Source organism: Enterococcus sp. DIV1337a (assembly GCF_051712285.1).
Lineage (GTDB): Bacteria > Bacillota > Bacilli > Lactobacillales > Enterococcaceae > Enterococcus > Enterococcus faecalis.
The window spans coordinates 721,544-738,751 of sequence record NZ_JBIOOP010000001.1; the positions used below are offsets into that span (position 1 = coordinate 721,544).

24 protein-coding genes, 1 tRNA gene and 1 other annotated feature are annotated in these 17,208 nt (G+C 37.1%); of the genes, 21 read left to right on the forward strand and 4 right to left on the reverse strand.

Annotated elements, in window-relative coordinates; genetic code table 11:
* Positions 1-3 precede the first annotated feature (3 nt).
* Positions 4-288: a hypothetical protein gene (locus tag IGL49_RS03515; RefSeq protein ID WP_104854506.1), complete on the forward strand. Its 285-nt coding sequence runs from the start codon at positions 4-6 to the stop codon at positions 286-288.
* 7 nt (positions 289-295) lie between these two features.
* A complete protein-coding gene (locus IGL49_RS03520; protein ID WP_085442986.1) occupies positions 296-601 on the forward strand; it encodes a hypothetical protein in 306 nt (101 codons plus the stop codon).
* Positions 602-649: 48 nt separating this feature from the next.
* Here the strand turns inward: IGL49_RS03520 and IGL49_RS03525 are convergent.
* Positions 650-723: transfer RNA gene (locus IGL49_RS03525), tRNA-Arg, on the reverse strand.
* A 172-nt stretch (positions 724-895) separates the two neighbouring features.
* Positions 896-971 (forward strand) — a sequence feature (ribosomal protein L21 leader region).
* A 19-nt stretch (positions 972-990) separates the two neighbouring features.
* Between IGL49_RS03525 and rplU the strand changes: the two genes are divergently transcribed.
* The 4 genes from rplU to psiE all read left to right on the forward strand — a co-directional run bounded on the left by rplU (position 991) and on the right by psiE (position 2,628).
* Positions 991-1,299, forward strand: a complete 309-nt coding sequence (gene rplU, locus IGL49_RS03530; protein WP_002355866.1) for a 50S ribosomal protein L21 — start codon at positions 991-993, stop codon at positions 1,297-1,299.
* Positions 1,300-1,331: 32 nt separating this feature from the next.
* The gene (locus IGL49_RS03535) at positions 1,332-1,676 is read left to right on the forward strand and encodes a ribosomal-processing cysteine protease Prp (protein WP_002355867.1); all 345 of its coding nucleotides are present in this window, start codon (positions 1,332-1,334) and stop codon (positions 1,674-1,676) included.
* A 12-nt stretch (positions 1,677-1,688) separates the two neighbouring features.
* Complete coding sequence (rpmA, locus tag IGL49_RS03540; protein WP_002355868.1) at positions 1,689-1,976, forward strand: 50S ribosomal protein L27; 288 nt, start codon at positions 1,689-1,691, stop codon at positions 1,974-1,976.
* A gap of 199 nt (positions 1,977-2,175) precedes the next feature.
* The gene (psiE, locus tag IGL49_RS03545) at positions 2,176-2,628 is read left to right on the forward strand and encodes a phosphate-starvation-inducible protein PsiE (protein WP_002355869.1); all 453 of its coding nucleotides are present in this window, start codon (positions 2,176-2,178) and stop codon (positions 2,626-2,628) included.
* A 71-nt stretch (positions 2,629-2,699) separates the two neighbouring features.
* Here the strand turns inward: psiE and IGL49_RS03550 are convergent, their stop codons facing one another.
* Positions 2,700-3,515 carry a metallophosphoesterase gene (locus tag IGL49_RS03550; protein ID WP_104854505.1) on the reverse strand — a complete coding sequence of 272 codons (816 nt, stop codon included), beginning with the start codon at positions 3,513-3,515 and terminating at the stop codon, positions 2,700-2,702.
* 171 nt (positions 3,516-3,686) lie between these two features.
* On the opposite strand from IGL49_RS03550, the gene IGL49_RS03555 reads away from it, so the two are divergent.
* The 13 genes from IGL49_RS03555 to recN all read left to right on the forward strand — a co-directional run bounded on the left by IGL49_RS03555 (position 3,687) and on the right by recN (position 14,605).
* Positions 3,687-4,751 (forward strand): M24 family metallopeptidase, encoded by a 1,065-nt coding sequence (locus tag IGL49_RS03555; RefSeq protein ID WP_104854504.1) that lies wholly within the window; start codon positions 3,687-3,689, stop codon positions 4,749-4,751.
* A gap of 13 nt (positions 4,752-4,764) precedes the next feature.
* Complete coding sequence (locus tag IGL49_RS03560) at positions 4,765-5,085, forward strand: MazG nucleotide pyrophosphohydrolase domain-containing protein (RefSeq protein WP_104854503.1); 321 nt, start codon at positions 4,765-4,767, stop codon at positions 5,083-5,085.
* Positions 5,086-5,417: 332 nt separating this feature from the next.
* On the forward strand, positions 5,418-5,855 hold the full coding sequence (locus IGL49_RS03565; protein WP_104854502.1) for an Asp23/Gls24 family envelope stress response protein: 438 nt from the start codon (positions 5,418-5,420) through the stop codon (positions 5,853-5,855).
* Complete coding sequence (nusB, locus tag IGL49_RS03570; protein ID WP_162782643.1) at positions 5,848-6,300, forward strand: transcription antitermination factor NusB; 453 nt, start codon at positions 5,848-5,850, stop codon at positions 6,298-6,300. Before IGL49_RS03565 ends, nusB begins: the two co-directional genes overlap by 8 nt.
* A 102-nt stretch (positions 6,301-6,402) precedes the next feature.
* Positions 6,403-7,248, forward strand: coding sequence for a bifunctional methylenetetrahydrofolate dehydrogenase/methenyltetrahydrofolate cyclohydrolase (locus IGL49_RS03575; RefSeq protein WP_104854501.1), 846 nt, complete (start codon positions 6,403-6,405; stop codon positions 7,246-7,248).
* A 9-nt stretch (positions 7,249-7,257) separates the two neighbouring features.
* A complete protein-coding gene (gene xseA / locus IGL49_RS03580; RefSeq protein WP_002355877.1) occupies positions 7,258-8,604 on the forward strand; it encodes an exodeoxyribonuclease VII large subunit in 1,347 nt (448 codons plus the stop codon).
* 1 nt (position 8,605) lies between these two features.
* A complete protein-coding gene (locus IGL49_RS03585) occupies positions 8,606-8,836 on the forward strand; it encodes an exodeoxyribonuclease VII small subunit (protein WP_002355878.1) in 231 nt (76 codons plus the stop codon).
* The gene (locus IGL49_RS03590; protein ID WP_104854500.1) at positions 8,836-9,717 is read left to right on the forward strand and encodes a polyprenyl synthetase family protein; all 882 of its coding nucleotides are present in this window, start codon (positions 8,836-8,838) and stop codon (positions 9,715-9,717) included. Before IGL49_RS03585 ends, IGL49_RS03590 begins: the two co-directional genes overlap by 1 nt.
* A 13-nt stretch (positions 9,718-9,730) precedes the next feature.
* Positions 9,731-10,546 (forward strand): TlyA family RNA methyltransferase, encoded by an 816-nt coding sequence (locus tag IGL49_RS03595; RefSeq protein WP_002355880.1) that lies wholly within the window; start codon positions 9,731-9,733, stop codon positions 10,544-10,546.
* Positions 10,547-10,910: 364 nt separating this feature from the next.
* Positions 10,911-11,468, forward strand: a complete 558-nt coding sequence (locus IGL49_RS03600; protein ID WP_104854499.1) for a matrixin family metalloprotease — start codon at positions 10,911-10,913, stop codon at positions 11,466-11,468.
* A gap of 64 nt (positions 11,469-11,532) precedes the next feature.
* Complete coding sequence (locus IGL49_RS03605; RefSeq protein ID WP_113795019.1) at positions 11,533-12,333, forward strand: hypothetical protein; 801 nt, start codon at positions 11,533-11,535, stop codon at positions 12,331-12,333.
* Between the two features lie 131 nt (positions 12,334-12,464).
* Positions 12,465-12,914: an arginine repressor gene (locus IGL49_RS03610; protein WP_002358881.1), complete on the forward strand. Its 450-nt coding sequence runs from the start codon at positions 12,465-12,467 to the stop codon at positions 12,912-12,914.
* 17 nt (positions 12,915-12,931) lie between these two features.
* Entirely contained in the window at positions 12,932-14,605 is a 1,674-nt protein-coding gene (gene recN, locus IGL49_RS03615; RefSeq protein WP_010825092.1) for a DNA repair protein RecN, read from the forward strand.
* A gap of 90 nt (positions 14,606-14,695) precedes the next feature.
* On the opposite strand, the gene IGL49_RS03620 is transcribed toward recN, so the two are convergent.
* Both IGL49_RS03620 and IGL49_RS03625 read right to left on the reverse strand, forming a co-directional pair.
* The gene (locus IGL49_RS03620; protein ID WP_002383399.1) at positions 14,696-14,806 is read right to left on the reverse strand and encodes a DUF4044 domain-containing protein; all 111 of its coding nucleotides are present in this window, start codon (positions 14,804-14,806) and stop codon (positions 14,696-14,698) included.
* A 67-nt stretch (positions 14,807-14,873) separates the two neighbouring features.
* Positions 14,874-15,839, reverse strand: coding sequence for a magnesium transporter CorA family protein (locus IGL49_RS03625; protein ID WP_104854497.1), 966 nt, complete (start codon positions 15,837-15,839; stop codon positions 14,874-14,876).
* Positions 15,840-16,084: 245 nt separating this feature from the next.
* On the opposite strand from IGL49_RS03625, the gene IGL49_RS03630 reads away from it, so the two are divergent.
* Together IGL49_RS03630 and mraZ are read left to right on the forward strand one after the other, a co-directional pair.
* Positions 16,085-16,477, forward strand: a complete 393-nt coding sequence (locus IGL49_RS03630; RefSeq protein ID WP_002383401.1) for a DUF3397 domain-containing protein — start codon at positions 16,085-16,087, stop codon at positions 16,475-16,477.
* 233 nt (positions 16,478-16,710) lie between these two features.
* Complete coding sequence (gene mraZ / locus IGL49_RS03635) at positions 16,711-17,196, forward strand: division/cell wall cluster transcriptional repressor MraZ (RefSeq protein WP_002383402.1); 486 nt, start codon at positions 16,711-16,713, stop codon at positions 17,194-17,196.
* Positions 17,197-17,208 lie beyond the last annotated feature (12 nt).

A 17,208-nucleotide genomic window follows, 5' to 3' on the forward strand; every position in this document is an offset into this window, starting at 1 on the left:
CCTATGAATGAAAGAGAATTTCAAGAAAAATTAGAAGTAGAACAAAAAGCTCGTGAACGAGTAGCAATCCAGACAGTAATTACTGCTAAAAAAACACGAATTATTACAACCAAACAAAACACAACCGCAAGTTTGAAAGAACTTTCAGAAGCCATGTTTCAACAAACAAATAGTGCCCTACCTAACGCCTTGAACGGAGCTTTGAAGGGGAAAAGTGCAGAATCAGCAGAAAAATTTTTAAAAGGAAGCCAGAGACCAAATTTAAAAACACCTGTCAAGGGAGAGTGACCGACAAATGGAGGAACAGCGAAGAAAACGGCAATATTTAGAAGAACAATATTATGAAGAAAAAAATAAAATTCACCGCCAACAAGAAGTGCTGAGTAATCAATTAGTAAACTTTAGAAGAGAAACTGGACAATTGGTAGATAAAGTCAATTATTTAACGAAAAATGATCAATGGCATAAACAGCAATTTTACCATGCAATGGAACAAAGTGATTACTTGATACGTCAAGAAGGAAATCGTTATAGACAACAATTAGAGGAAAAAGAACGTGAATGGACGAGGACATATCGAAAAGAATTGGATAAACTCTAAAAAAACAGCGTCACCCCTAAAGGTAACGCTGTCTTTGTCAGTCTGTTACGTCACAGGAGGGATTCGAACCCCCGACCGTCCGCTTAGAAGGCGGATGCTCTATCCTGCTGAGCTACTATGACAATAGTTGTAACACAACAAAGCTAATTATAATGGAAGTAGTGTTAGAAAGTCAATCGGAAATTTAAATAACAGAAGAAGTTTTTTTGGAGAGAGAAAGTGAAGAAAATAGAGAGTTTATATTGACGAGGTTTTCTGGTTCTGTTATTATAGTTAGTGTTGTAATTGTGGTCTCCACAGCTACAACCGCACAGAACAAGTTTTTAAGCATGAGCAATCATCACTTGGGATGGCGAGTCTAAGTCTAGAAGAAGGAGGTGCTGTATAGCATGTACGCAATTATCAAAACTGGTGGTAAACAAGTGAAAGTTGAAGTAGGTCAAGCAATCTACGTTGAAAAATTAAACGTTGAGGCTGGCGAGAAAGTTGTTTTTGACGAAGTTATCTTAGTAGGTGGCGAATCTACAAAAGTTGGTGCGCCAACTGTTGCAGGCGCAACTGTTGAAGGAACTGTTGAAAAACACGGCAAACAAAAGAAAGTCGTGACTTTCCAATACAAACCTAAAAAACACTCTCACCGTAAACAAGGTCACCGTCAACCGTATACAAAAGTTATGATCGAAGCAATCAACGCTTAATCTCTCTTGTTGACAGGAAAGAAGGCCTATCAATGATTAAAGGTTCTTTTAAACGAACAGGCTCCGGCCGAATCGTTTCATTCGAATTAACCGGGCATGCTGAAGCAGGTCCTTATGGCAGCGATGTGGTTTGCGCGGCAGTTTCTGCCTTAGCAATTAGCACAGTCAATGGAATTGATGCCTTAGCAGGTTTTGAACCGATTGTGGAAGTTGACGATGTAGAAGGTGGCTACCTTTATGTCGAAATGTTAACAACTGTCAATCAGGAACAAAAAAATATTGCCCAAATTCTATTAGAAAATCTTTTATTAGGTTTACAATCAATAGAGAACGAAAATACTGAATTTATTCAAATAAAAACAATCACTGAGAAATAGGAGGTGCAGACTATGTTATTGACTATGAATTTACAATTATTTGCCCATAAAAAAGGTGGCGGTTCTACATCAAACGGCCGTGACTCTGAATCTAAACGATTAGGCGCTAAAAGTGCTGATGGCCAAACAGTTACAGGTGGTTCAATTTTATACCGTCAACGCGGAACTAAAATTTATCCAGGTGTGAACGTTGGAATCGGTGGCGACGATACGTTATTTGCAAAAGTTGACGGTGTGGTACGTTTCGAACGTAAAGGCCGCGACAAAAAACAAGTATCAGTTTATCCAGTAGCTAACTAATACGATTAAAAAGCTGAATCTGTGGATTCAGCTTTTTTTGTTTTGCATAAAGGGTTGGACGGAAAATAGAGGAAGATCTCAAAATAAAAAAAATCTCACATTGGGTTTAACTGCTTGTCTGACAAGGTTAATTGATGATATATTTAATGTAATAACAAGCATGTTATAAAATAATTGAGTCAAAAGAAAGAAGGGTATTATGCAGAAGAATTTTAGTGTAGTAAAGAAGTACGTGAATTTGATTTTGGATATTGTATTAGGGATTTTAGGAGTTTTCTTATTAGTATTTATGGCTAGTTATTTAGTTGACCTCGCTACATATCTCATGAAGCCAATGACGCCGGATAATTTTTCAGTTATCATGCAAGAAATTATTTCATTCTTTATGTTATTTGAGTTTATTATGATGATTCTTCGCTATATTCAAGAAGGACACCATATTCCGATTCGTTATTTGATTTTAATTTGTTTAACCGCAATTTTACGTCAATTAATGGTTGCACATGGCGATGGCTTGCAGACTTTATTGTTATCTTTATCAATTCTTTTACTAGTGGTTGTGCTATTTATTCTCGGGTTAAATGGCAGCAAATTTTATACGCTAGGAAAAGCGAAAGTAGAAGAAGATCACGAGCAAGATTTTCATCATTAATCGAACATAATCAAAGACCGTCCAACGTGAGAATTTTTCTCTAACGTGAGGCGGTCTTTTTTAATGCATAGTTAAATAGTTAGCTCAATCAGTTCAATCGTTGGTAAAACACCGAAGCGTGCGCTGATTTTAGTGGTTCCGATTCCTGGGTGAACAATTAACGGTGTTTCATCTTCTAAACGATAAAGCCCATGTGTATATTTTTTGGCAAGTTGATTTTTGTAAGTGAAAAAAGGTAAGCGAATCTGTCCGCCGTGACTATGTCCTGCTAAAATGAGGTCAATGTTTTTGTTGACTGCTGAGTCTGCGACATCTGGCTCATGGGTTAATAGCAGAGTGGGCGTTCCAGTAGGACGGTTGACTAAAGCCGCAGCTAAGTCGGTTTGTCCATATAACGAATCTTCTAAACCAGCGACGTACAAGGAGATACGGTGTGAGACAGGCAGTAATTTACCCGTGTTTTTTAGTACGGTAAAGTCGGCAGCTTCTAAGATTGTTTCGTAAAAATTGGTATCCAACCCGCTATACTCGTGGTTGCCATAAATAGCGAATTTGCCATAAGGGGCGTTAATTTTACGGAAAAGTTGACTCACTTCATCCTGAATTTCGATACCGTAACGGGCATAATCATCAAATAAGTCTCCTGTAAAAACGACTATGTCTGGTTGCAATGTATTTGTTTTTTCAACAATCTGTTTTAAGGCCTTCACAGAATAATTCTTTTTTAAATGAATATCAGAGAGTTGAACAATTCGTAAGGTTTTCCCTGATTCCGTAACTTTAATTTGATTTTTGTGTATGACTAAGCATTTAGGTTCAATAAAAAAACTATAGCTTAAAACGCCAATAATAATGAAAAATAGTGCCAGAAATAAATAAACGTTCATAATTTCCTCCTTGAAGACGCTAAATTAGTTTACTATAAAAGTGTTAAGTAAAAAATAAGGAAAGGTAAAATTTTCAGTAAACTTTCTCGATGAAGTTGTTTGGTGATTCATGCTTTTCTGAAGCAAATTTGCTATAATGAAAAATGAGAAAAAAGAAAGAAGGTCGAACCAATGATGGCAAGAGTCGAAAAGCTACGGGAGTTAATGAAAGAAAATAATCTACAAGGATTTTTAGTGACAAGTCCGTATAATTTACGTTATTTAACCAATTTTACTGGGACAACAGGCTTGGCAATGATTACATTAGATAAAGCTTTTTTTGTAACGGATTTTCGTTATACGGAACAAGCCGCGGAACAAGCAACGGGTTTTACTATCGTTAAAAACACAGGACATATTTTTGACGAAGTAGCCGATTTAGCTGAACGTTTGCAATTAGATAATTTAGCTTTTGAAGAAACGCAAGTTAGTTTCGCTGATTATAGCTTATTGGAAGAAATTTTACCATGTGAATTAGTTCCGGTAATGGGTTTGATTGAAGAATTAAGAGAAGTAAAAGATGAAGAAGAAGTAGCGATTATTGAAAAAGCGTGTGCCATCGCTGATCAAGGATTTGCCTTTGTTTTAGAGATGATTAAACCTGGAATGACAGAGATTGAAGTAGCGAATCAATTAGATTTCTTCATGCGTTTAAAAGGAGCCAGCGGTGTTTCTTTTGAGACAATTGTGGCCAGCGGTCTACGTTCGGCGATGCCACATGGCGTTGCTAGCCATAAAGTCATCGAAAAAGGTGATTTAATCACTTTGGATTTCGGTTGTTATTATGAAGGCTATGTTTCTGATATGACACGGACATTCGCTATTGGTAGTATTCAGCCAAAACTAAAAGAAATTTATGATATTGTTTTAGAAGCACAATTAAAAGTGTTGGCAGAGGCTAAACCTGGGTTGACGGGCATTCAATTAGATGCGATTGCACGGGATCATATTGCTTCCTATGGCTATGGCGATGCGTTTGGCCACAGTACTGGTCATGGCATTGGGTTAGAAATTCATGAAGGACCAAATGTTTCATTCCGAGCAGATAAACAGTTTGTACCAGGAAATGTCATTACGGACGAACCTGGAATTTATTTGCCAGGAATTGGTGGCGTGCGCATTGAGGACGATTTATTAATTACTGCTGAAGGTAATCGTGTATTAACACATGCGCCAAAAGAATTAATCATTTTATAAAGGTTGGGAGAACATGGATATCCAAGAGTATCAGCGGTTTATTAGCGCGTTTTATAAAAAACGTAACTGGTATCAATATGATCCGTTTATTCGTTCCAACTTTTTAACAGAAGAAGTCGGCGAAGTTTGTCGGGCCATTCGGACAATTGAAATTGGCCGTGATCGACCTGATGAAACAGTTTTGGCGGATGAAGAGAATCTGGAAAATTTAACGGAAGAGTTAGGCGATGTGTTGGATAATTTATTTATTTTAGCCGATAAATATGACATCTCTTTAGAAATGATTATGCAAAAGCATCGGACGAAATTAATGGAACGTTATGCTGAAGAATAAAGACGTAAAAATAAGAAAGCCAAAATTACTTGGTCTTTCTTATTTTTACGTCTAAAGGCTTAGATTAGAAATTTATGACAAGAAATTATCTGTTCTTTTAGCCAGAACTTAGCTTTTCTGGTAGCGAAATAGGCTAATTAATGATAAACTAAGAACGAGTATTGATAAGCAAAATTTGGACGTTCTTTCACAACCAACTGAAGAAACCAGTGTTGTTTTAATTTTTAAGAATCATCCGTTGCTTAAAAGAGAATCCTTAAGAGACTTAGTGATTCATCAAATAAATCGTTTATTTAACGATTTTGTGCGTAATAGATAAGGAGGACAACCAAATGTCAGAAGAAAAAAATCTTGTAATCAATGCAAACGATTCTTTAGGAGAAATCGTGATTGCTCCAGAAGTTATTGAAGTAATTATCGGAATCGCTGCTTCAAAAGTAGAGGGCGTTTATGGGATGCGTGGCACGTTCGCCAATAACGTGAATGAATTATTAGGCCGTGCAGCACACGGTAAAGGTGTATATTTACGAACAGAAGAAGAAGGCTTAAAAGTCGATATCTATTGTTACTTTAACTACGGTGTTTCTGTGCCAAAAGTTGCTTTAGAAATGCAAGACCGTGTGAAACAACAAGTCTTATTTATGACAGATATTGATTTAGTTGAAGTGAATATTCATGTTGTAGCGGTAGTACCTGAAAAACTCCCTCAACCAGACTTAAATGAATTATTCCCAGAAGATGAAGATGAAGATGGAGAAGAGAATGAGTAAAACAGAATTAACCCGTCACGAGATTCGTGAAAAAGCGCTCCAAGCCCTTTTTCCTTTAGATTTTAATGCTGATTTAACCAAACAAGATGCCATTGATTATGCATTGGCTTATGATAATCGGGAAATCGTCAGTGAAGATGGCGAAGATTTAGTCCCTACGTATTTAGATTTACTTGTCGGCGGTGTGTGTAGCCGCAAAGTAGAATTAGACGAAGTGATTACGAACCATTTAGGTAATAACTGGTCTATGCAACGCTTAGCAAAAATAGATATTGTTATTTTACGCTTAGCTATTTTTGAAATGCTATACGTTTCAGATGTGCCAAACATTGTGGCATTAAATGAAGCTGTTGAGTTAAGTAAAAAATACAGCGACGACCGTTCACGTAAATTTGTTAATGGTGTGTTATCAAATGTAATGAAAGAAATTGATTCAGAGGCGTAAGCTCTGAATCTTTTTTACTATCTAACTGGTGTTAAGATACTGGGTTATATGCTAAAATAAATACTATTAAAGAAGTAAAGAAACAATAGAGGGAGCGAAGGAATGAGTACAGTAATTAACGGTCGTGAATTAGCAGATCAAATGCAAGCAGAGATTCAAAAAGATGTAGAAAAGATGACACAACAAGGCATCCAACCAGGATTAGTTGTTTTATTAGTTGGGGAAAATCCTGCCAGCCAAACGTATGTGAGAAATAAAGAACGTGCAGCAGCCAAAATTGGCATTCTGTCAAAGGTTGAAAAACTACCAGAAACTATTTCAGAAGAAGAATTGTTGGCTGAGATTGATAAATATAATCAAGATTCACGCTTTCATGGCATTCTTGTACAACTACCTTTGCCAAAACATATTGATGAAGAAAAGATTTTATTAGCGATTGATCCCAAAAAAGATGTAGATGGGTTCCATCCAATGAATTTAGGCCGTTTGTTTGTAGGCAAACCTGAAATGATTCCTTGCACGCCGTATGGAATTATGAAGATGTTTGAAGCCTATGATATTGATTTAACAGGTAAACGCGCGGTGGTTATTGGTCGAAGCAATATTGTTGGTAAGCCAATGGCACAATTATTGTTAATGAAAAATGCGACTGTGACGATAGCCCATTCTAAAACTGAACATTTAGCAGAAGTTGCAAAAGAAGCGGATATTTTAGTTGTAGCAATTGGACGTGGGCATTTTGTCACCAGAGAGTTTGTGAAACCAGGTGCGGTAGTGATTGATGTGGGGATGAATCGCAATCAAGAAGGAAAACTGATTGGTGATGTAGCATTCGATGAAGTTTCTGAAATTGCAAGCTATATCACACCAGTTCCCAAAGGTGTCGGCCCAATGACGATTACCATGTTAATGTATCAAACGGTCGAGGCAGCAAAAAAACAAAAGTAAGGTGAAAAAATGACGCAACAGTATTTGACAGTAACAGCCTTAACGAAGTATTTAAAACGTAAATTTGATGCAGACCCTTACTTAGGACGTGTCTATCTAACAGGGGAAATTTCGAACTTTCGCTTCCGAGCGAACGCGCATCAGTACTTCAGTTTAAAAGATGACCATGCGAAGATTTCTGCAATTATGTTTAAATCAGCCTTTCAAAAATTGAAGTTTCAACCAAAAGAAGGCATGAAAGTCATGGTGGTGGGGCGGATTTCGCTTTATGAAAACAGCGGCTCCTATCAAATTTATATTGAACATATGGAACCAGATGGTGTTGGTGCACTTTATCAAGCATTGGCAGAATTAAGAGAAAAACTAGGAAAAGAAGGACTTTTTGAAGGCCCTAAACAACAGTTGCCTCGTTATCCCAAACGAATCGCTGTGGTTACAAGTCCTAGTGGTGCTGTCATTCGGGATATCATTACGACAGTCAAAAGACGCTATCCGATTGCACAACTGGTCCTTTTTCCCACCTTGGTCCAAGGCGAACAGGCGGCAGATGACATTGTGCGGAACATTCAGCGAGCCGATGCGCAAGGTGATTTTGATACGATGATCATCGGCCGTGGCGGTGGTTCAATCGAGGATTTATGGCCATTTAATGAAGAAAAAGTGGCTCGAGCCATTCATGCTGCCACCACACCGATTATTTCATCGGTTGGTCACGAAACAGATGTAACAATTGCCGATATGGTAGCAGATGTTCGTGCGGCAACGCCAACGGCAGCAGCGGAACTGGCGGTACCAGTTTTAAATGAAGAACTATTAAGAATTAGTGAACGGCGTAGTCGTTTAGAACAAAGCTTTTTATATCTCTTACAACAACGAACAGAACGTTTCCAACGACTACAAAACTCTTATGTGTTTAAGCAACCTGAGCGACTTTATGAAGGTCAAACGATTAAACTAGATCGAATGACGCAACGTCTTTTCCAAGCAATGACAACGATTCATCACCAAAAACAACGTCAAGCCCAAGGAATTATCGCTCAATTGCAACAACAGACACCAAAGGGACAATTAAGAGAAAGTCAGCAACAGTTGGCGTTTTTACAACGAAACTTGCAAACACAAATGACACAATTGTTCCTAAACAAACAAAAGCAATTCACGTCTGCTGTTCAACAATTAGACTTACTCAGCCCACTCAAAATTATGGGTCGAGGATATAGTTATACTACAAAAGAGGACCGTGTCGTTAAAACTGTTACCGAGTTGCAGCCAGCAGATCAATTAACGATTCATTATGCGGATGGTACAGTTCAAGCAAACGTCGAAACAATAACAGCGAAAAAAGAGGAGTTTTAACATGCCAGCAAAAGAAAAAACGTTTGAAGAATCATTAAATGCCTTAGAGGAAATCGTTCAGCGCTTAGAACGAGGAGATGTTCCTTTGGAAGAAGCATTAGCTGCCTTTCAAGAGGGCATGGCATTAAGTAAACAATGTCAAGATACATTGGAAAAAGCGGAAAAAACTTTAACGAAAATGATGACAGAAAACAATGAAGAAATTGTTTTTGAAGAGAGCGAGGAAGCGTAATGACGAATTTTAGTCAACAGCATTTACCGTTGGTTGAAAAAGTCATGGTCGATTTTATCGCAGAATATACTGAAAATGAGCGTTTGAAAGAAGCAATGCTCTACTCAATACACGCAGGTGGCAAACGATTACGCCCGCTATTAGTGTTAACAACAGTGGCCGCTTTTCAAAAAGAGCTGGAAATACAAGACTATCAAGTGGCTGCCTCTTTAGAGATGATTCATACGTATTCATTAATTCATGATGATTTACCAGCAATGGATGATGATGATTTACGTCGTGGCAAACCAACCAATCACAAAGTGTTTGGTGAAGCAACTGCCATTTTAGCAGGAGACGGCTTATTAACAGGCGCGTTTCAGTTACTTTCTTTGAGCCAACTAGGCTTAAGTGAAAAAGTTTTACTGCTGCAACAACTGGCAAAGGCAGCGGGGAATCAAGGCATGGTTGCTGGCCAAATGGGTGATATTGAAGGAGAAAAAGTCAGCTTGACTTTAGAAGAGTTAGCGGCTGTTCATGAAAAGAAAACCGGAGCACTAATTGAATTCGCCTTAATTGCAGGGGGCGTATTAGCCAATCAAACAGAAGAAGTCATTGGTTTACTGACACAATTTGCGCATCACTATGGCTTAGCTTTTCAAATTCGTGATGACTTATTAGATGCCACAAGTACAGAAGCAGATTTAGGTAAAAAAGTAGGCCGAGATGAAGCGTTGAATAAAAGTACGTATCCAGCTCTTTTAGGGATTGCTGGTGCGAAAGATGCGCTAACACATCAATTAGCAAAAGGCAGCGCTGTTTTAGAAAAAATCAAAGCAAATGTTCCCAACTTTTCAGAAGAACATTTAGCAAACTTGTTAACTCAGTTACAATTGAGATAGAAAGAAGGCACTTATGAAAAAAGAACGCGTCGATGTCTTGGCGTTTAATCAAGGACTATTTGAAACACGAGAAAAAGCCAAACGCAGCGTGATGGCTGGTTTGGTTTACAATGATAAAAATGAACGTTTAGATAAACCAGGGGAAAAAATTTCTGTGGAGACACCCTTACATACTAAGGGCCAAGTAATGCCTTATGTTTCTCGTGGGGGCTTAAAACTAGAGAAGGCACTAAATGTTTTTGCAATCAACGTTCAAGGCAAAACAATGCTAGATATTGGTTCCTCCACAGGTGGTTTTACCGATGTCGCTTTACAAAATGGGGCTCGTTTGAGTTACGCTTTAGATGTTGGCTATAACCAACTAGCATGGAAAATTCGGCAAGATGAACGCGTGGTGGTAATGGAACGTACCAATTTTCGCTATAGTAAACCTGAAGATTTCACCGAAGGGGTGCCGGATATTGCAACGATTGATGTTTCTTTTATTTCATTACGCTTAATTTTGCCACCTCTTCATGATATTTTGAAAAAAGGTGGTAGTGTGGTGGCGTTAATTAAGCCACAATTCGAAGCTGGCAAAGAGTTTGTTGGGAAAAAAGGAATCGTGCGTGATCCAGAAACCCATCAAATGGTTGTGGAGGAAATTACACGCTTTGCCATGAATAACGGTTATGATGTGAAAAACTTAGATTTTTCACCAATCACTGGTGGCGAAGGAAACATTGAATTTTTGGCACATTTAGTTTCTGTTGAAGGGGAAGGATCCTATCAAGCGACAGAATCCATTGAAGAAGTTGTCGCGCATGCGCATCAAAAATTAGCGGAATGATGAGAAAAACAGCAAAGTTTGTAGACTAAGCAATTAAACAAAAAGGAATCTGTGACAGTCATTAGAAGTGCAGCTGTCTCAGGTCCTTTTTTATTTTATAAATGAATTAGTGAGACATTTAATAATGATAGAAAGGGGTTTGAATAAAAATAGTCGTTGAATTGGACTTTATTGGTCCTTTTTTATCGTGATGAAATAACATTTTTAAAATATGTATCTTTTAAATAATAATTTAAAAAACATCCAAAAATTTATTTAATCTTATTTTAATTTATTTATGTATTTTTTAATGTTAAACTAAGGATAGTTCTGATCAGACAAACTATTTTAGTAAGACCAAGTAATTGAATAGAGAGGTAAAAAAATGAAAAAAATGAAGTTATTAATTTCTGTTTTTTTTGTAGCAATCGTTTTGGGTACTAGTGTTGATACATTTGCAGCCTCTAGGTTTCCTGGCGTATTATCGAGAGGAATTAATGGAATTAGTTATTGGTTAGGACCAACCGCAACATTTGGTAATACCGATACAGCGATTAGAAATTGGATGTATACTCCGTGGGGGAATCCTTTGTATATTTATAAACAAGGGAATAACTATGGGACATCAATTGATTTTTATTCAACAAAGTTAAATCCGGGAATAGGTGGGGTTACAGATTTTTTTGATGGCAGAGATAGGATGATTGCAACTGGGATGCGAGAAGCTCCGCGAATAAACTATTACTATGCTAAAATTAATTATAATACTATGTATTCACGAGCTTCATCGATGAAAAATGGGACTATTGCTAGACATGAAATTGGGCATGCGCTTGGAATTGCACATTCAAATGGCATTATGACACGTTCTGTAAGTACTAATACAAATCTTTCTGTTGATAAAGCGAATAATGATATCTTAGCAAGAATATACGGGTGGTGAAAAAATGAAAAAAAATTCCATAGCATTTTTGATAGCGTTTTCTTTGTTGGTGTGCGCTTTCTTAATGATTAATTTTGTTAAAGAGGAAGAGAAGAAACAAGTTGCTGCTGAAAAAATAACAACAACTTCCAATTCATTAAAGAAAAAAGCCTTGAAAAATAGTATTGATTCTTCAGAAAGAAAATATTATTCATATCTTGATGAAATTGACCAAAGTAAGGTTATTAATCAATCCGGTGGATCGCAACGACTGTTAATGTATAATCCTGAAATCCCAAAAGATATCCAATCTTTGTCAACAAATATTATTATTGGCAAAGTTCTTTCTTTAGATAAAGCAGATGCGCCTGCTAATGATCCTAGTAGTCCCTATAATGGAGAAATCTATCCATGGACATTTGGAAAAATCCAAGTACTAAAAAATATTCAAGGCGAATTAGCACCTACGATTGAATTTGCGCGACCAGGTGGCATTATGGAAGAAGGGCGAATGTTTTTAAATGATGCGAAAGAAAATGTTGATAAATTGAATCGTGGGCGTGCAACAAGACGAATGGCACCGATTCAGCAAAGTCGTCAGCTTGTTGAAATATTACAGTATGAAGGAGATTTTTATTTAGCAGCTGGTGAGACCTATTTGTTTTATGTTTATTGGGATACGGAATGGAATAAGGGGTTAATAATGGGCTATCAATACGGTTCTTTACGTTTAGAAGACGAGCAGCAACCTGCTGAGGAATTAACCAAAAGAAATCGTCGAGCGATTGGCAAAACGTGGAATGTTGTCAATGAATCAACCAAAGAAACGACTAATTTAACTACCTATTTAAAAGATGAATTAGGAATTGAACTTCCAGCAGAATAGAAGTAGAGAATAACAAAAAGTCAGCGGAGTTTCCCTTGCTTTTTGTTATTCTTTTCTTTGTTTAGTCTTTTAAAATGCATAAAAATAAGCTATGATGAGGGCAAGAGTAAACTGAAAAGGAGAGCGGCGCCATGAGAAAGCAAGATAGACACCGTTTAATTACACGTTTATTGACTGAAAAAAATATTCAAAAGCAAGAAGATTTTGTCAACTATTTACAAGAAAAGGGCGTAGCTGTCACACAAGCAACGATTTCTCGCGACATTAAAGATATGAAACTGATTAAAGTTCCTTCTGCAGAAGGGGGTTATCGATATAGCCTTCCATTAGAAACACAAGCTAATACGAGTGCTAAACTTGCAAAGCTTTTAAAAGATGCCTTTGTAGCTGCAGAACAAATGGAAAAATATGTCGTATTACGAACCATTCCTGGCAATGCGGCGGCGTGTGGTAGTTTAATCGAAAAGAATTACCAGGAGAAACTTTTTGCCGTCATCAACGATGATGATAGTGTTCTCATGATTGCACGAACTGAGGAGGCGGCAGAAAAACTTCATAAAGAGCTGTTAAGCTATCTATAAAGAATGAGGTGAACAAGATGTTACAAGAACTTTCCGTGAAAAATTTTGCGATTATCTCTTCGTTACAATTAGAGTTTCAAATGGGTATGACCGTTTTAACGGGAGAAACGGGTGCGGGGAAATCCATCATTATTGATGCAATGGGATTACTCACAGGCGGACGCGGCTCCAGTGATTATATTCGTCAAGGAGCAAATAAATGCACCTTAGAAGGACTTTTTTCAATGCCGAAAAGTCAAGAATTAAAGCAATTATTAGAAGAATTAGGGATTGAAACAGAAGAAGATTCTTTAGTGATTCAACGAGATATTTCCGCTTCTGGTAAAAATGTTTGCCGTGTCAACGGACGAATTGTCAACATTACTAATTTAAAAAGAATTGGGGAATATTTAGTAGATATTCATGGCCAAAATGAACATCAAGAATTGATGCAAAGTGAACGCCATATTGATATGTTAGATGAATTTGGTGGGAAAAAACTTTTAGCAGTCAAAGAAAAATATACACGGGCATATCAAGAGTATCGCGCACTCGAAGCCAAAGTCAGAAAGCGACAAAAAAATGAAAAAGAATTTGCCCAAAGAATGGACATGCTTCATTTTCAAAGTGATGAAATTGCTAGTGCACAGTTAGTCGCTGGCGAAGAAGAACAATTGCTAGAAGAACGCAATAAACTGAACAATTTTCAAAAGATTGCTGATGCACTGACGATTAGTTATGCCGCGCTAAATGGTGAAGATGATAGTAGTTTGGATAAAATCGGCACAAGTATGAATGAACTCGCTTCGATTGAATCCCTTGATCCAGAATATAAATCATTGTCAGATACTGTTCAAAATGCTTACTATTTACTACAAGAAGCCAGTGGAGATCTTTCTAGGTTGATTGATGGCTTAGAACTAGATGAAGGCCGCTTGAATGAAGTAGAAAATCGTTTGGAATTAATCCGTCAAATGAAGCGTAAATATGGCGATTCGATCGAAACAATTTTATCTTACTATGAAGAAATCACCAAAGAGTTAGCAGAGGCTGATTTTTTGGAAGGTGGCACAGGTGACTTAGAAGCGTTGCTTGCAGAGAAACAACAAGCCGCTCATCAACAAGCGTTAGCTTTACGAAAAGAACGCAAGCGCCTAGCCAAAGAGCTCGAACAACAAATTTTAACCGAATTAAAAGAACTATATTTGGAGCGAACTGAATTTGAAGTCCGCTTTACAGAACTTGAGCATTTACAAGAAAATGGCTTAGACGGAGTAGAATTTTATATTACTACTAACCCAGGGGAACCATTAAAACCGTTAGTTCGGGTGGCTTCTGGCGGAGAACTTTCGCGAGTGATGCTGGCTATGAAAACAATCTTTTCTCAAACGCAAGGGATCACTAGTATTGTTTTTGATGAAGTGGATACAGGAGTCAGTGGCCGAGTAGCACAGGCGATTGCCGATAAAATTTATCAAATTTCAGAAAATTCGCAGGTGTTGTGTATCACGCACTTGCCACAAGTGGCGGCCGTTGCCGATGAACATTATTTTATTGAAAAAGAAATCGTGGCGGGTCGGACAGAAACAAGCGTCCGAATTTTATCTGAAAAAGAGCGAGTAAACGAAATTGCGCGTATGCTCGCAGGAAGTGAAATTACGAAATTAACCATTGAACATGCACAAGAGCTGTTGGCGATGGCGAAAAAATAGCCGCTCTATTTGAGCAAGTAAAAAAACAGCCTCTTCAATTGATAGAAGGGGCTGTTTTTTTACTTTTAATGTGTGAAGAAGTTCTCCAGTTTAAAGACTAAGAATTGCTGTTAAAACAGTTGAACCTACAATTGCGATCAGCATTAGCCAAACCACGACTTTCGTGATTTTTGAAAAGCGACTTTGTTCTTTGTCGTTCATAAATGACACGTCCTTTTTAATTTCTGCTAATAGTGTACAACCTTTTCCTGAAAACAGCAACCTAAAGTTATAAGAGATTCTTTTTCTTTAAAATTCGAATACTAATTACACAGATTAAGGTAGTGATGGCAAAAATAATCCAAAAAGAATATTCATGTTCTGCAAAAGGGAGTTTCACATTCATGCCGTAAATTCCTCCGATGATGGTCGGGATGGTCAGGACAATTGTTAAGGATGTTAAAATTTTCATGACATTATTTAAGTTATTTGAAACGATTGCTGAAAAAGTATTACTAATGTTATCAACTAATTTTAGTTGTATTTTAGTCGTATTCAGTCCTTGTTCTAGTTCGATTAAAATATCCCTTAAAAATGGCAAATGTTTTTCTGGATGATTAAAAATTTCAGCGCTATATAAACGTTTTAATACTTTTAAATTATCCGTTAAAGCTGCTTCAAAATAAACCAGACTTTTTTGAATGTCCATAATCTGATACAATTGACTATTTTCTGTGGCTACTTGGAGCTCTCCTTCAAGTTTGTTGGTTTGTTGGATAAGTGCTTGTAAGTTTTTATTGAAGGAAAGGGCCATCTTCCATGAAAGGGCTAAAATTAAGGCCTTTTCGATAGAAAGATCTTGATGCGTGAAAGCCTCTTTTTGAATCCCATGAACGATATCGTTAGGCCCGTTGCTAACAGTAATTAATTTGTTATCGACAGTTGCGATTAAAGCAATCGGAACCGTTTCTACTTGCAGATAGCCACTAGGACTGATGCTAGCTTTGGGATAACGAAACAAAAGTAACGTAGGCGTTTGTAATTTTTCGTGGCGAAAACCTTCCACTCGAGCATTTTCTTCATCATCTAAAACGCCGGTAAGATAATCTGTTGGTAAATGGTATTGATTCACAAGACGCTCGATTTCTTCTTCCGAAGGGGATTCTATTGAAATCCAACTTAGCGCTTCATCGTCTGGTGAACAAGGTTCAAAATAGTCATTTTTCAATAATAAATAATTAATCAAAAGATTCACCCCGAATCAACATTTTTTGTTCTAAATCCATTATAATAGAAGTATGACACAATACGAGAAGAAAAGCTTATAAAAAACATTCAAAAAATAAGTGGCCACGATAAGTGAAGCCTCGTTTTGAAAATTGTTTGATAAGTAATCCGTTTTTTATATGAAAAAGCAAGCAAGAAGGGCTTTTAGCACATATATTTAAACGAAATGAAACATCTGTGTAACGTTGATGAAGTATAGTTATAGCAGGTGGAATGAAAGGATTTGTTGAGAGAATGGTGTCGTTTTCGGCAATAATGTTATTTTGGTATATTTTTCCGGTAATTGTGCTCTTTGCGTGCAATTTTCTCGTGTCCACTTTTTCCCTAACGGAACGTTGGAAAATAAAAGCACCGGATTTGGCCATTCCGTTTTTATTCATAGGGATCCATGAGTTATCCAAAGATAGTTATGATGAATCGATTATGCCGTATTTTGTGATTTCTATTTTGTTACTAGGAGTCGCTGTTGCCCTGTTTCAAGCTTATTATTATGGAGAGATTTTATATAGACGATATTTCAAGATGTTTTGGCGGTTGACGTTTTTACTAACGTTTGTATTGTATGTGTTGCTTATCTTGCTTAATATCAGTCATTATCTACTGTAATAAAGCGTAGAAACAATAGGGGAAATACGCTGTGGGAAAATGTCCCCCACAACTCCCCACTCCGTGGGGTTTTTTTGTTATTTGTGGGTTTATTTTATAAAAAACATAGTAAAAACCTTGTTATAATAACATTTTTTGCTCGGTGATTCTTGTTACATAAAACCCTGTAAATATTACAGAAATTTTAAATAACAGTTAAAAAATAGAAGTTTTTAGATTTATAGTGGTAGAAAGTGGTGGGATGTGGTAGACTTGTTCTATCAAGTGGAAAAGCGGGTGTATTGGCTATGCTTATGGGTGAATACCAACATAATATCGATGCCAAAGGCCGCCTAATCGTTCCATCAAAGTTTCGTGAGGAACTTGGTGAAAAATTTGTGGTAACGAGAGGGATGGATGGCTGTTTATTTGGTTATCCTTTAAATGAATGGTCACAACTTGAAGCAAAACTTCAAGAAATGCCCTTAGCTAAGAAAGATGCACGTACCTTTGTACGATTCTTTTATTCCGCTGCAACAGAATGTGAGATTGATAAACAAGGTCGTATTAATATTCCTGCGAATTTACGGACACATGCCAGTTTAGAAAAAGGCTGTGTTGTTATCGGCGTCTCTAACCGAATTGAAATTTGGAGTGACGAACGTTGGCATGCATTCTCTGATGAAGCTGAAGAAAACTTTGATGAATTAGCAGAAACAATGATTGATTTTGGATTTTAGGAATGAGGCAAA

Coding starts and splice junctions, on each gene's coding strand:
- IGL49_RS03515 (WP_104854506.1), top strand. CDS start 4: ATGAATGAAAGAGAATTTCAAGAAAAATTAGAAGTAGAACAAAAAGCT.
- psiE (WP_002355869.1), top strand. CDS start 2,176: ATGCAGAAGAATTTTAGTGTAGTAAAGAAGTACGTGAATTTGATTTTG.
- xseA (WP_002355877.1), top strand. CDS start 7,258: ATGACGCAACAGTATTTGACAGTAACAGCCTTAACGAAGTATTTAAAA.
- nusB (WP_162782643.1), top strand. CDS start 5,848: ATGAGTAAAACAGAATTAACCCGTCACGAGATTCGTGAAAAAGCGCTC.
- IGL49_RS03520 (WP_085442986.1), top strand. CDS start 296: ATGGAGGAACAGCGAAGAAAACGGCAATATTTAGAAGAACAATATTAT.
- IGL49_RS03605 (WP_113795019.1), top strand. CDS start 11,533: ATGATTAATTTTGTTAAAGAGGAAGAGAAGAAACAAGTTGCTGCTGAA.
- IGL49_RS03590 (WP_104854500.1), top strand. CDS start 8,836: ATGACGAATTTTAGTCAACAGCATTTACCGTTGGTTGAAAAAGTCATG.
- recN (WP_010825092.1), top strand. CDS start 12,932: ATGTTACAAGAACTTTCCGTGAAAAATTTTGCGATTATCTCTTCGTTA.
- rpmA (WP_002355868.1), top strand. CDS start 1,689: ATGTTATTGACTATGAATTTACAATTATTTGCCCATAAAAAAGGTGGC.
- IGL49_RS03600 (WP_104854499.1), top strand. CDS start 10,911: ATGAAAAAAATGAAGTTATTAATTTCTGTTTTTTTTGTAGCAATCGTT.
- IGL49_RS03560 (WP_104854503.1), top strand. CDS start 4,765: ATGGATATCCAAGAGTATCAGCGGTTTATTAGCGCGTTTTATAAAAAA.
- IGL49_RS03585 (WP_002355878.1), top strand. CDS start 8,606: ATGCCAGCAAAAGAAAAAACGTTTGAAGAATCATTAAATGCCTTAGAG.
- IGL49_RS03595 (WP_002355880.1), top strand. CDS start 9,731: ATGAAAAAAGAACGCGTCGATGTCTTGGCGTTTAATCAAGGACTATTT.
- IGL49_RS03630 (WP_002383401.1), top strand. CDS start 16,085: ATGAAAGGATTTGTTGAGAGAATGGTGTCGTTTTCGGCAATAATGTTA.
- IGL49_RS03535 (WP_002355867.1), top strand. CDS start 1,332: ATGATTAAAGGTTCTTTTAAACGAACAGGCTCCGGCCGAATCGTTTCA.
- IGL49_RS03620 (WP_002383399.1), bottom strand. CDS start 14,806: ATGAACGACAAAGAACAAAGTCGCTTTTCAAAAATCACGAAAGTCGTG.
- IGL49_RS03550 (WP_104854505.1), bottom strand. CDS start 3,515: ATGAACGTTTATTTATTTCTGGCACTATTTTTCATTATTATTGGCGTT.
- rplU (WP_002355866.1), top strand. CDS start 991: ATGTACGCAATTATCAAAACTGGTGGTAAACAAGTGAAAGTTGAAGTA.
- IGL49_RS03575 (WP_104854501.1), top strand. CDS start 6,403: ATGAGTACAGTAATTAACGGTCGTGAATTAGCAGATCAAATGCAAGCA.
- IGL49_RS03555 (WP_104854504.1), top strand. CDS start 3,687: ATGATGGCAAGAGTCGAAAAGCTACGGGAGTTAATGAAAGAAAATAAT.
- IGL49_RS03610 (WP_002358881.1), top strand. CDS start 12,465: ATGAGAAAGCAAGATAGACACCGTTTAATTACACGTTTATTGACTGAA.
- IGL49_RS03565 (WP_104854502.1), top strand. CDS start 5,418: ATGTCAGAAGAAAAAAATCTTGTAATCAATGCAAACGATTCTTTAGGA.